13 protein-coding genes are annotated in these 13,015 nt (G+C 54.1%); 3 read left to right on the top strand and 10 right to left on the bottom strand.

Annotated features, from left to right (window positions below):
* Window positions 1–11: 11 nt before the first annotated feature.
* The 10 genes from RG807_RS11490 to RG807_RS11535 all read right to left on the bottom strand — a co-directional run bounded on the left by RG807_RS11490 (window position 12) and on the right by RG807_RS11535 (window position 9,080).
* Window positions 12–545, bottom strand: coding sequence for a hypothetical protein (locus RG807_RS11490; protein WP_309045008.1), 534 nt, complete (start codon window positions 543–545; stop codon window positions 12–14).
* On the bottom strand, window positions 545–1,693 hold the full coding sequence (hemW, locus tag RG807_RS11495) for a radical SAM family heme chaperone HemW (protein WP_309045009.1): 1,149 nt from the start codon (window positions 1,691–1,693) through the stop codon (window positions 545–547). Before hemW ends, RG807_RS11490 begins: the two co-directional genes overlap by 1 nt.
* 5 nt (window positions 1,694–1,698) lie before the next feature.
* Complete coding sequence (gene rdgB, locus RG807_RS11500; RefSeq protein ID WP_309045010.1) at window positions 1,699–2,298, bottom strand: RdgB/HAM1 family non-canonical purine NTP pyrophosphatase; 600 nt, start codon at window positions 2,296–2,298, stop codon at window positions 1,699–1,701.
* 7 nt (window positions 2,299–2,305) lie between these two features.
* Window positions 2,306–2,731: a DUF4426 domain-containing protein gene (locus tag RG807_RS11505; RefSeq protein ID WP_435404673.1), complete on the bottom strand. Its 426-nt coding sequence runs from the start codon at window positions 2,729–2,731 to the stop codon at window positions 2,306–2,308.
* Window positions 2,732–2,763: 32 nt separating this feature from the next.
* A complete protein-coding gene (metW, locus tag RG807_RS11510) occupies window positions 2,764–3,366 on the bottom strand; it encodes a methionine biosynthesis protein MetW (RefSeq protein ID WP_298452892.1) in 603 nt (200 codons plus the stop codon).
* On the bottom strand, window positions 3,363–4,511 hold the full coding sequence (gene metX, locus RG807_RS11515) for a homoserine O-succinyltransferase MetX (RefSeq protein WP_309045012.1): 1,149 nt from the start codon (window positions 4,509–4,511) through the stop codon (window positions 3,363–3,365). Before metX ends, metW begins: the two co-directional genes overlap by 4 nt.
* A 135-nt stretch (window positions 4,512–4,646) precedes the next feature.
* Entirely contained in the window at window positions 4,647–6,611 is a 1,965-nt protein-coding gene (locus RG807_RS11520; protein ID WP_309045013.1) for a dynamin family protein, read from the bottom strand.
* Between the two features lie 254 nt (window positions 6,612–6,865).
* A complete protein-coding gene (locus tag RG807_RS11525; RefSeq protein WP_309045014.1) occupies window positions 6,866–7,450 on the bottom strand; it encodes a YggT family protein in 585 nt (194 codons plus the stop codon).
* 30 nt (window positions 7,451–7,480) lie between these two features.
* Window positions 7,481–8,314: a pyrroline-5-carboxylate reductase gene (proC, locus tag RG807_RS11530; protein ID WP_309045015.1), complete on the bottom strand. Its 834-nt coding sequence runs from the start codon at window positions 8,312–8,314 to the stop codon at window positions 7,481–7,483.
* Window positions 8,315–8,375: 61 nt separating this feature from the next.
* On the bottom strand, window positions 8,376–9,080 hold the full coding sequence (locus RG807_RS11535) for a YggS family pyridoxal phosphate-dependent enzyme (RefSeq protein ID WP_309045016.1): 705 nt from the start codon (window positions 9,078–9,080) through the stop codon (window positions 8,376–8,378).
* A gap of 139 nt (window positions 9,081–9,219) precedes the next feature.
* Between RG807_RS11535 and RG807_RS11540 the strand changes: the two genes are divergently transcribed.
* From RG807_RS11540 to RG807_RS11550, 3 genes are all read left to right on the top strand, one after another.
* Window positions 9,220–10,254 (top strand): type IV pilus twitching motility protein PilT, encoded by a 1,035-nt coding sequence (locus RG807_RS11540; RefSeq protein WP_200203444.1) that lies wholly within the window; start codon window positions 9,220–9,222, stop codon window positions 10,252–10,254.
* Between the two features lie 75 nt (window positions 10,255–10,329).
* Entirely contained in the window at window positions 10,330–11,451 is a 1,122-nt protein-coding gene (locus RG807_RS11545; protein ID WP_298452874.1) for a PilT/PilU family type 4a pilus ATPase, read from the top strand.
* Between the two features lie 121 nt (window positions 11,452–11,572).
* On the top strand, window positions 11,573–12,994 hold the full coding sequence (locus RG807_RS11550; RefSeq protein ID WP_309045017.1) for an OmpP1/FadL family transporter: 1,422 nt from the start codon (window positions 11,573–11,575) through the stop codon (window positions 12,992–12,994).
* Window positions 12,995–13,015 lie beyond the last annotated feature (21 nt).

The raw sequence follows: 13,015 nt of genomic DNA on the forward strand, positions 1-13,015 counted from the left end.
CGTTCTGGCAGTTACCCCGGTGCCAATGGCTGGCGCCGGGCAGCACGAATAATCACCAGCCCTGCAATGCCGAGTGTAAGCGCCGTAAATTTGGTCAGGGAGCTGATAGTGGCTGCAAGACTGATGGCATCTGTAGGTGCGTCCAGGTTGTTCAGCAGCAGAACGTTCTCCGTCGCATCCGCCAGACCGGCCAAAATAAACAATGTTCTGACCCAGCGGGCAGCGGTCCGCTCACGAATGCCAGGTCGGTCGAGTGTGCAGTGTCGCGTTAGCAGAATCAGGGTCAGGCAGTAGACAGGAATGAAAAAGAAATCGAGCCAAAGGGACAGTTTGGCCCATTGCAGACCCTCCTCTCCCCAGCTTTGTACAATCGCCAGCGCGTGCTCAGCGCCCCCCGCTAGCTGAAAGCTTACAATTCCTTGATGCGCAGAGCCGGTTTTCAGCGGCTGATTAATCAGTATTAGTGCAGCGAGTAACACCGCCGTTGCGATCAGGCAGCCTTTCAGACGCTTGGGAAAAGCCAACAATCGTTTTGCCGTGTTCATTACAGAAAACGCTCCAACAGGCTGTTCAGGTACCTTTGCCCCAAGCCGGTGGCTTGAAGTCGGTCACCAATCAGCAGTTTATCATCACGCAATGACTGAAGTTGTACCTCAATGGATGACAAGGGTAAACCCGTACGCTCATAGAAAAGACGTTCGTCCACCCCTTTGCGCAGGCGCAGCGCGTTCATCAGGAACTCTAAAGGGAGCTCGGCGGCCTCAATAGTGTCGCTTCCGGCGGTGCGACTGCCAATTCGGTTCAGGTAGGCCTCTGGCTGCCGTGTTTTCCAGTAACGCTTTATGGTGCCATCGGGAAGACTGATTTTGCCGTGGCCTCCTGCGCCCAGTGCCAGGTAGTCCCCGAAAGTCCAGTAGTTAAGGTTGTGCCTTGAAGCCTTGCCTTGCTGGCACCAGGCAGATACCTCGTAGTCACTGAATCCGTGCTGGTGCAAAAACTCGCCACCGCGCTGAGCAATCTCCCAGAGCAGATCATCGTCTGGCAAATCTGGCGGACGACTATAGAACTCGGTATTCGGCTCAAGAGTCAGCTGGTACCAGGAAATGTGAGGAGGCTCATGACCCATTGCTGTCTTGAGGTCGTCAAGCGCCTCGCTTGGAGTTTGGTCGGGGAGGCCGTGCATCAAGTCCAGATTGAAGTTATCGAAGCCGGCTTTTTTAGCAGACTCGATCGCTCTATGTGCCGCCGTGCTGTCATGAATACGGCCGAGAGCTTTCAGGTGAGCCGGGTTGAAGCTTTGTACACCGATAGACAAACGGTTGATGCCGGCATCGCGGAAGGCTTCAAACCGGCCTTCTTCCAGAGTGCCCGGGTTAGCTTCCAGCGTAATCTCTGCATCGGCAGCAAAGGTCAGCCGCTCCCGCAGCCCTTTGAATAGATTTTGGTAAAATCCACCGCTCATGAGCGAGGGTGTCCCACCACCGATAAACACGGTTTCCACCGTGCGGCCTGATGCCAATGCGATATCCTGATCAATGTCTTCAAGCAGTGCATTCAGGTAAGCGGATTCTGGTATGTCGCTCTGAACAGCGTGGGAATTGAAGTCGCAGTAGGGGCATTTGCGCACGCACCAGGGTACATGAATGTACAGGCTTAGAGGTGGTGTGACCGGCTTGGGGGTGAGTGTGGCCAAGGGGCTCAGGCCTCGGCCTTGAGCTGTTCCATCAGCAACGCCAAGGCCCGGCCCCGGTGACTGATCCGATTTTTTTCATCCCGGCTCAGTTCCGAGGCGCTGCATTTCTTTTCCGGGCAAAGAAAGATGGGGTCGTAGCCGAAGCCGCCGTCGCCCTGCGCCGCCCTGAGAATCGTGCCCGGCCAGCGTCCATGGCAAACAATGGGTGTCGGGTCGTCTGCATGGCGCAGGTACACCAGCACACAGTGGAATTGCGCACCGCGTTGGCCATCGGGCACATCAACCATCGCCTCAAGGAGCGCATTAAGGTTGTCCAGGTCGGAAGCCCTGGCCCCTGCATATCGTGCAGAGCGAACCCCAGGCGCGCCGCCCAGCGCGTCCACCGCCAGACCGCTATCGTCAGCCAGCGCAGGCAAGCCGGTTTCGCGTGCGGCATGGCGCGCTTTGAGAATGGCGTTCTCAACGAAGGTAACCGCAGGCTCTTCGGCTTCGCTCACTCCCAGTTCGCCCTGGGGCACCGGAATAAGATTCAGTGGCGCAAGGAGTTGGGTAAATTCGCTGATTTTGCCTTTGTTGTTACTGGCAATAACGAGTTGCTCGGGCATAGTCTGCTCAGTCGCCAAAAAGTGTGTGGGCAAATCGTACCGGCAGCTCTTGCTTATACCCGGTAGGGCGAGCGGTAACGTTGAATGTCATCAGCTCACCGGATGAGTACTGGTACTGGGCAATAAAGTACACGGAATCACCTTCCTGTATCCTGCGAAAGGCCAGAAACTTCACTTGCTGAATATCGTTTGAAACCTTGCCTTCCACCTGACCGGATACGGGCTCAATAGCACCGTTTGTGCCTTCCTGCATAATGGAAATATTGACGACGCCAATACTTCTGCTGCGCTGCAGGTTGTTGGCCTTTGCGACTTCAGGTGTCAGAAAGGTGCTTGGGAACACACTCCAGTGAACCTGGTAGTCTCCAAAATCTTCCGATCCAGCCAGAGCAGGAAGGCTCACAAGGGTGGCTAAGAGAGCAGCTGCCACCATGGCAATAATGTTGTGCAGGGCGTTAGGTTTCATTACGTTTTCTCCCGGGTAATGCGGTAGATCGCGATCTCACCCAACAGGTTCGGCCAGAAACGCGCCAGCCAGTTGTTCTGGTGCTGACCGTCCACTACGCGACGGCTTTTGATGCGAATGCCTTTCTCTCGGCACAGGGCTTCAAAATCCTTGAAGGTACATAACCGTATGTTAGGGGTGTTGTACCACTTATAAGGCAATGCGTCTGATTCGGGCATGCGACCGCTAAGAGCCAACCCCCAGCGCAGCCGCCAGTGTGCGAAGTTGGGGAAGGTCACTATGCCTTCGTCGCCTAGGCGCAGCATTTCATCCAGCACCTTATCTGGGCGGCGAACTGCCTGCAGCGCTTGCGTCATCAATACAATGTCAAAGCTGTTGTCTTCAAAGTTGTCCAGGCCCTGGGTATCCAGGTTTTGCTCGATCACTGAAACACCGCGGTTCATGCAGGTAGTTATGTGGTCGGGGTTAATTTCCAGACCAAACCCGCTGGCATTGCGCTCCCGCTTGAGGTAATCGAGCAAGGTGCCGTCACCACAGCCAAGATCCAGTACATGGTGGCCAGGCTTTACCCATTGCTGAATGATTTCAAGATCCGCTCTCATGCGCCCACCTCTCTGGCAACACGATCCATGTATGCGGTAAAAATATCAGTGTAGCGAGGGGTTGGGATCAAAAATGCATCGTGGCCCCAAGGTGCGTCAATTTCTGCATAACTGACCTTCCGGCGAGCAGCGATCATGGCGTTTACCATCTCTTCTGAGCGGGCTGGAGTGAAGCGCCAGTCGGTGCTGAACGAAAGTACCAAAAACTCACAGGTGGCTTTGGCCAGAGCTTTCGAAAGATCACCGCCAAATTCATAAGCGGGGTCAAAATAGTCCAGCGCGCGGGTCATTAGCAAATACGTGTTGGCATCGAAGACTTCAGAGAAGCGTTCGCCCTGATAACGAAGGTAGCTTTCTACCTGGAACTCGGCATCGTAACCAAATTTGTAAGCCTGATCTCGCAGTTCGCGGCCAAACTTCTCTCCCATGGAGGCATCGGAGAGGTAAGTGATGTGGCCCACCATCCGCGCCAGCATCAACCCGCGGCGGGGCAGTGTGTCGAAATCAAAATAGCGGCCATCATGAAATTCCCGGTCTGAGGTGATTGCCTGCCGCGCGACTTCATTAAAGGCGATGTTCTGAGCTGTGAGCCTTGGGCTGGAGGCAATGGCCACGGCATGATTCAGCCTGTCCGGGTAATCCAGGCTCCATTGCAGTGCTTGCATACCGCCCAGCGAGCCACCCACTACGGCTGCCCAGCAGTCAATCCCGAGGCGATCCGCCAACAGTGCCTGGCTTTTAACCCAGTCGCCAACGGTGACTACGGGGAAATCCGGGCCGTAAGGCTTGCCTGTGGCAGGGTTGGTCGAGATGGGGCCGGTGCTGCCGTGACAACCACCAAGGTTGTTGAGGCAGACTACAAAAAACCGGTTGGTATCAACGGGCTTGCCGGGGCCTATGCAGGTATCCCACCAGCCGGGCTTGCGGTCGTTCATAGAATGATAGCCGGCGGCGTGGTGGTGACCACTCAACGCGTGGCAGATGAGAACAGCATTGCTGCGGTCGGCGTTAAGTTCGCCGTAGGTCTCAACCACAAGATCGTATCGCTCCAGTGCTTGGCCACATGCCAGTTCAATGGGCGTTTCAAAATGGTAGGTCTGCGGGGTGACTACCCCGACAGAATCCACAGGCAGGGAATCGGGCATTGGCGCGGCAGGTTCCTGGTTCGGTCCGTTAAAAACTGCTTTGCTGGTAAGGGCAAAAACCTGTACCAGCAAAGCAGTTTAAAGGCGGGTCGTCATACCTGCAACCAACAGACCGTATGAGGGTCAAGCGGCGGGCTAGAACCCGCCTGAAATGTTGACTACTTTTTGCTGGATCATGGTTGGTGCAGGCTTGCGGATTTGCCGCTGCATGGCATCTGCCAGTTCCAGCTGACGGCGCAGGTCCGTGATGGTGTTGTGGAGTCGTTCGCGCTCGGTGCGGCTGTCACGATCGCTTCTCACCATATCCCTAAGGCGACGGATTTGATGTTCCAGTAGCTGCTTTTGCTCCATGGAGTACTGCATGATCGGTAGCAGCGCTTCTGAAGGCCAGCGCTCTACATCTGCGCGTACACGGGCATGTAGGGTTCTGGCTTCGCTCACCATGATATTGAAAAAACGTTGTACCAGGACAGACTGCTCGGTCAGCAGGTTTTTGGGGCTGGCGCGGAAGCGTCGGGCTTTTTTGCGCAGCTCTCTTATAGCAATAACATGGCGGCCGGCGCGAAGAGGAATTGGCTCCAGGTGGCGGGCACGGGTATCTTCGTTGTAGCGACGGTAAATAGCACCAACCATCTTCTCGGCAAGGCGACCCTCACTGAGAAGGTTGCTGAAGTCGCCCTCAAGCAGCTCGAAAAACTGTTCCATGGCGTTGTTCATGCCGGCCGTCGTCCAGCTTTTGGTCATGGATTTGCGGATTTTTTCGGCATGAGCTTCAAACCGGTCTTCGTCTACCAGCTTTTTCAACATATCGCCTTGAGATGCCATAAGCCGGCGGCTTGAGCGCAATGTGATCAGCTTTTTGTAGTAAAAGTCGTAATCTTTCTGGGAGCGGTCGGCCAAGCGAGCAAGGGCTGCTTTGTCCATGGTGACGCCGGAGCAGGCCTTGAATTCCTCATCAAGGGAATCCAGCCGGTTTTGCATGGCGGCCTGGCTGTTTTGCAACATACCCAGCAGATCGTTGATCAGGCTTTGGGTGATCAGCTGCTCTTTATGCATCAGAATGCGTTGAATGATCAGATGCTCAAGATTGCCAATGTTGGAGCGGGCAAACAGATCGTTATCTTTCCGCACTCTGGCAACCAAGCCCTGCTTTGCCGACAGTGGGATGACATCTTGCTGGCGGATGCCCAAATGGTCTGCGGTATAGCCGCGCACCCGTTCAATCGCATCGTGAGTGTGCTTCTCGCCCTGCAAGTCATCCCACAGCACGTCAATCTTGTTCAATACCGCAAAGCGACCGGCGCGGTGGTCAGCATGCTCGGTATCAATGAATTCCTTCCAGATAGTCATATCGCTGGCGGTGACGCCAGTATCGGCACTTAGCACGAAGATTATAGCGTGCGCGCGCGGTAACATGCTGATGGTAAGCTCGGGCTCGGAGCCGAGTGCGTTCAGCCCTGGCGTGTCGAGAATTCGTAAGCCGCGCTCAAACAGAGGGTGACGAATACTGATCTGGGCATTGCGCCAGGCAGGAATGAGAACCTTGCCGGGATTGTTTCGGTCTTGCTCCAGCATGCCTTCATCAAAGCCCAGAGCGCGTGCTTCTCCGGGGGAAACGCTTTTCACTCGAGCTACTTCACCCAGCACCTCGCGCATGATTTCAGGGTCGCGCTCATCCAGTTCATGTTTTACCCAGCGTTCTGGTTGCTTACGCAACTGCTGCAGTGATAATTCGCCGGTGCGGGTTTCGATGGGGAGCAGCAAAAGGTAGTTTTCGTTGGAGTTGCGATCAAAAAACAACTCTGTAGGGCACATGGTTGTGCGCCCGGCCTGTGAAGGCAGCATGCGCTGGCCAAAGTCGGAAAAGAACAGAGCGTTTATGAGTTCCGTTTTGCCACGGGAATACTCGCCAACGAATGCAATGGTGAGCTCATCTTCAATAAGCAGTTCAAGCCCATGGCGAATCCGTGCGCTGATGTCATCAGAAAACAGGTTGTTGTCCTGAAGCCATAGCCGGTAACGGCCGATCTGGCGGATCAGCTCTTTTTTCCAGTTATGGTAGGCCTCTACCTGCTGGGTAAGGTTTCCCTGAAGACTCATCGGATATTCCCTCTGCACCACTTTCGGCATTCCCCCGGCTAGCTGAACCGGGATCCGCATGATGGACGAATTAATTAATTACTTTTAATACTAACCTGTTCCCGTAATGTTTGCGGCTAGGCATTTTCAGGGTGTGTAGCGGTCGGTGGCAGGATTCTAATGGAAGTTGCCGCAAAATCAATAGGTTGAAGATGCGGCATGATATTCTTGGATTTTGTGGAAAACTGTTACGGATTGTTGATTTGAGACGTAACCTACATTCCCAGCCCAATGGCGCCAAGGCCAACAGCCATTTTCATGTGGCCGATAACAACCGTGAGAACGTTCAGTATCAGGAAAACGATAATGGGTGACAGGTCAAGTCCTCCCATGGACGGCATCAAGTTGCGCACCGGGCGCATGACTGGCTCTGTGATTTGTGCGACAAGTTGAATGGCAGGGTGGCTGCTTCCCGGGGCAATCCAGCTGACGACGACTACAGCGATAACCGACCAGAAGTAAATCTTCACGATCAGTTCCAATACTGCAACAACCCCCCAAACCAGGAGTATGAGAGGGTTTATGGATGGAATACCGCCGTTAAGGGCAACAAGAATCAGGAAGAAGACGACTGCCTGAATGAGAACCGCCAGTACCAGTGCTGCTCCGTCAATGCCGCCCCAGCCAGGAATAATCCGGCGCATAGGACGAAGCAAAGGGTTTGTTGCTTTCACCGCGAACTGGGAAATCGGGTTATAGAAATCAGCCCGGGCCAGTTGCAGCAAAAAGCGCAGCAGAATAATGGTCATGTAAAATGTGGACGCGATCAGCAGGATCGTAATCAGGATGTCTGCCAGCATGTAGCCTGTTCTCCGTTGTCAGTGACTGTTTTACTCTTTACCTGCCAATTCTTTGGCCATTTCTTCCGAGCGCGTGTACGCGGCGTTGTACGCCTTTTTAACCAGCTCACGCATGCCGCCTTCTTCGAAGGTATGCACGGCTTGTTCAGTTGTGCCGCCCGGAGACATCACGTTTTTCTTTAGCTGCGCCGGATCCTGCTCGCTCTTTGCGGCCATTTCCGCAGCGCCCGCCATGGTCTGAATGGCAAGTTGGCGGGCGGTTGCCGGATCTACGCCAGCGTCGGTTGCCGCGGCCTCAAGGGCCTCCAGCATCAGGAAGAAATAGGCAGGACCGCTACCCGACAGGGCGGTTACGCCATGGAGTAAGGCTTCATCGTCAACCCACACCGCAATGCCGATGCCTTCGAAAACCGACTGCACAGCTTTTTTCTGGGCATTCGTAACACTTTCGCTGGCGAATAGACCGGCCGCGCCCTTGCCCACAAGCGAAGGGGTGTTTGGCATGACTCTCACAATAGGCAAGCCACCACCGAGCCACTCATCAAGAGTTTCGGCGCCCAGGCCAGCGGCGATAGAGACCATCAGAGGGCGAGTGTTCTGGGCAATGGGAGCTATGTCGCGACATACGTCGGCCATGGCCTGGGGTTTAACCGCGAGCACCACTATGTCTGCTTGCTGTGCGCAGTACCGGTTATCGGTTGTCACACTAATTCCAAAACGCTTGCGAATAGACTGCAGATGCTCGTCGTCTGGCGCGCTGGCCCAAATGCTGCTGGCTTTGAAACCGCTATCCAGCATGCCGCCAATGATGGCGCTGGCCATGTTGCCTGCACCGATAAACGAAATGGTTGGTGATTTGCTCAAAGTCTGCTCCAGCGATTGTTCATGTGTATTCCGGTTCCGATAATAACAGGTAAGGGCCCGCTCAGCTCTTCTGGGGGCGCTCGCCAAAAACGGCTGTGCCAACGCGAACACAGGTGGAGCCTTCTGCGATTGCCATTTCGAGATCACCGGACATGCCTATGGATAGAGTGTCCAGTGGCCCGGCTTCCGGAAAGTCTCGTTTCAGCTCTTTTATGATAGTCGCAAGCCGTCGGAAGCTTTCCCTCAGATCGGGCTCGTCTTGGTCTGGGTCGGGTATGGCCATAAGGCCCCTGAGCGTGAGCCCCGGCAACTGCCCTATCTCTGAAGCCAGTTCCGGTAGTTCATCTGGCCGGCACCCGGATTTACTCTGTTCGTTGTTAATGTTGACCTGAAGGCAAATATTCAATGGGGGCAGGTCAGTTTCTCTTTGTTCGCTCAGGCGCCGCGCCACTTTCAGGCGATCAACACTGTGAACCCAGGAGAAAGCCGAGGCGATTTGCCGAGTTTTGTTGGATTGAATGGGGCCAATGAAATGCCATTCAATGTCGGCCAGATCGCTGAGCTCTGATATTTTGTCGAGCGCTTCCTGAAGGTAGTTTTCCCCGAAGGCCAATTGGCCAGCCGCAGCCGCTTCTCTGAGTTCCTCTGCCGAGCGGGTCTTACTGACCGCCAACAGGCTCACAGAACCGGCATCGCGGCCTGCCTGCAATGTTGCTTTTTGTATGCGTCGGGTTACGCTCCCGAGGTTGTCTGCTATGCTGCTCATAGTATGAAATAGTCGCGTTTGGTCTGCCCATTATATGGCGACACGTTACTCGCAGGTCACTGAAATGCCAAGTGATCGCAGTAGGGTCTTGCCAGACAGGCGCTATCTGGATAAAAGAATAAGCCCTCCGAGGACTTGTATGGATATTACTGAACTGCTTGCCTTCTCGGCGAAACAGGGTGCGTCTGACTTGCATCTTTCCGCCGGCCTGCCACCGATGATTCGTGTTGACGGTGATGTGCGCCGTATCAATCTTCCGCCCCTGGAACACAAAGAAGTTCATGGGCTTATCTACGACATCATGAACGACAAGCAGCGCAAGGACTACGAGGAGTTTCTGGAAACGGACTTTTCCTTCGAAGTACCCGGTGTCGCACGCTTCCGTGTTAACGCCTTTAATCAGAACCGGGGCGCAGGTGCTGTTTTCCGTACCATCCCCTCGAAAGTTCTGACCATGGAAGACCTTGGCATGGGCCAGGTGTTCAAGGATATTGCCTCAGTTCCCCGTGGGCTGGTTTTGGTTACCGGGCCGACAGGTTCGGGTAAATCGACCACGCTTGCAGCGATGGTGGACTATATAAACGATACGCGCTACGAGCACATTCTCACGGTAGAAGACCCGATCGAATTTGTGCACGACTCCAAGAAATGCCTGGTCAACCAGCGGGAAGTGCACCGGGATACTCTCGGCTTTAACGAAGCCCTGCGTTCCGCATTGCGGGAAGACCCTGACATTATTCTGGTTGGTGAGCTTCGAGATCTGGAAACCATCCGTTTGGCGCTCACTGCGGCAGAAACAGGACACCTGGTATTCGGAACTCTGCACACCACCTCAGCAGCAAAAACCATCGACCGAGTTGTAGACGTATTCCCCGCGCAGGAAAAATCCATGGTGCGATCCATGCTTTCCGAATCGCTGCAAGCTGTTATTTCCCAAACGCTCATGAAGAAAATGGGCGGCGGCCGTATAGCAGCTCATGAGATCATGATTGGTACCTCTGCGATTCGGAACCTGATTCGCGAAGATAAAATTGCCCAAATGTATTCATCCATTCAAACCGGCGGTTCGCTGGGCATGCAGACGCTGGATCAGTGTCTGGAACGCTTGTTGCAAAAGGGTCTGATTTCCCGCGAAGCTGCGCGGCTTAAGGCGAAAATGCCGGACAATTTCTGACCCTCGAGTCATCGAGGCAAAGAGAGTGCTGGCAAGGTAGTCCCAAAGAAAAAAGAAAGAACATAGGTAAATAAAATGGAATTCGAAAAGCTGCTTCGCCTGATGGTAGAAAAAGGAGGCTCAGACCTCTTTATCACCGCCGGTGTACCGCCCAGCATGAAAGTGCACGGTAAAGTGTTGCCTGTCACCAAGAATGCACTAACGCCGGAGCAGACCAGGGATTTGGTTTACGGTGCAATGACTGAGAAGCAGCGTGCCGAATTTGAGGAATCCCACGAGTGCAACTTTGCCATCAGCGCCCGGGGTATTGGCCGCTTCCGGGTGAGCGCTTTTTTCCAGCGCAACCTGTGCGGCATGGTACTGCGACGGATTGAGGTGAAGATCCCTCAGGTCGATGAGCTTGGGCTGCCGGAAATCGTCAAAGAGCTCGCTATGACCAAGCGTGGGCTGATCATGTTCGTGGGTGCCACAGGTACGGGTAAATCAACCTCGCTGGCTGCCATGCTGGGGCACCGTAACCGCAACAGCCGTGGACATATTATTTCCATTGAAGACCCCATTGAATTCGTGCACCAACATCAGGGTTGTATTGTGACCCAGCGGGAAGTTGGTATTGATACCGAGAGCTTTGAGGTCGCGCTGAAAAATACATTGCGCCAGGCACCCGATGTTATTCTCATCGGCGAGGTGCGTACCCGCCAGACTATGGAGTACTCGGTTCAGTTTGCTGAAACTGGCCACCTATGCCTTGCGACACTCCACGCAAACAATGCCAACCAGGCGCTCGACCGGATTATCCAGTTTTTCCCGCCAGAGCAGCACAATCAGATCTGGATGGACTTGTCTCTTAACTTGAAGGCTATTGTCGCTCAGCAGTTGATTCCCACACCGGACGGTAAAGGCCGCAAGGCGGTCATTGAGGTTCTGATCAATACGCCACTGGTCGCCGATCTGATTCGAAAGGGCGAAGTTCACAAGCTAAAAGAGCTGATGTCCAAGTCCAACGAAACCGGTATGCGGACTTTTGACCAGGCGCTGTACGAACTTTACGCTGAAGGTTCAATTACCTATGAAGATGCTTTGGCGCATGCCGATTCGGCAAACGATCTGCGCCTGATGATCAAGCTGGGTGCTGATGCACAAGGGGCAGATAAGCTGTCGTCATCTGTGGATAAACTGACCATACAGAACGACTAAGCAGGTATACCCGGTCTGGCCGGGAACTGTTAGCAATTCGAACTATTAGTTTTGGCATTTGAGGCCAGTAAGCACAGATGCGTATACTCCGCCCAAATTACACAATGGAGTTAACGTTGTTATGCAATCTACACGTCTGAATCGCGCTATTCGGCTAGCCACGCTGGCCGCAGTGGCTGCTCCAGCCAGCGTTTTCGCTGGCGGTTTTTCCCTGAATGAACAAAGCGCAAGTGCTATGGGCGTTGCTAACGCCGGTGCTGTCGCCAACCCTGAGAACGCTACCACGGTACTGTTCAACCCGGCGGGCATGAGCCAGCTGAAAGGGACGAACATCTCTTTTGGTGCGGCAGTTCTTGATATTAACGCTGAGGCTAAGAGTGCCAGCGCTACGAATACACTGGGTGGGCCAGTAAATGGTGGTACCGGCGGTGATATTGCAGACCCGGCCTTTCTGCCTAACTTCTACCTGACCCATGAAATCAACGAATCGATCGATGTGGGCTTTGGTTTTCATGCGCCTTATGGTCTGGCTGCAGATTACGAGGATGATTTTGTTGGGCGCTATTTTGCAGATAAAACCGAACTGACCGTAATTTCGTTTTCGCCAGCGATATCTGTGAATAACGGTAAAGGCCTGTCCATGGGTCTTGGCTTGAACGTAATGTACGCTGAAGGACGTTTGTCGAAGTATCAGGATATCCGTGGAGCGCTTGCGCAGCAAGTTGGCGCTGCAGCGGCGGGCCCTTTAGCAGACGCATATGAGGCTGAATTCGGCGCCCCCTACGCGGATATAAACGGTGACGACATTGGCGTAACTTTCCGCGTTGGCTTTTTGTACGAGCTGTCTGACCGCACTCAGTTTGGTTTGGCTGCGCAAACAGGCACCGAATTTAACCTGGAAGGGGATGTTGAAATTAGCAATTTCCCTGCTCCAGGTGGGCAGCCACCAACTGGTTTGATGCCGGTAACTCTTACCGAGGACGTGCGAGTACCCTTGGCCATTCCCGAGAGCATCACTCTTGGCGCACGGCATCAGTTGAATGATACCGTCACGCTTCTCGCTGGAGCTAGCTATTCCAGATGGAGCCGTTTTGAGGAGCTGGATATCATCAGCCGCGAAGGCGGGACGGGCGAGGTTTCCGGGTTGACAGGAAACGAAGTCATTACCCACATCACCGAAAAGTGGAAAAACACTTGGCAGTTTAACGTCGGTTCAATCTGGCAGGTAACTCCAGAGTGGGCGTTGAAGGCTGGTTATGCTTGGGATGAATCGCCTGTAGACAACTATCTGACAGCCCGTATCCCTTCGAGCGACCGGCACTGGCTGACACTGGGTGGCCAGTGGAAGAGCGTTGATAACGGTTGGACCGTTGATGCGGCCGTCGGTACCTTGCTGTTTACTGACGACCCGAAGGTTGATGAATACTCCTACCTTCATGCTGCGCCAGATCAGAAGGATCCATCTGCGGGTGCGTCCAACTATAAAGGCGAATACGAGCTGAGCGCCTGGAGTGCTTCCCTGCAGGTTAGCAAAGCTTTCTAAATTTATGGGTTAAAGCTTAGC

It is taken from the genome of Marinobacter sediminicola, from assembly GCF_031157525.1.
In the GTDB taxonomy this organism is placed as follows: Bacteria; Pseudomonadota; Gammaproteobacteria; order Pseudomonadales; family Oleiphilaceae; genus Marinobacter; species Marinobacter sediminicola.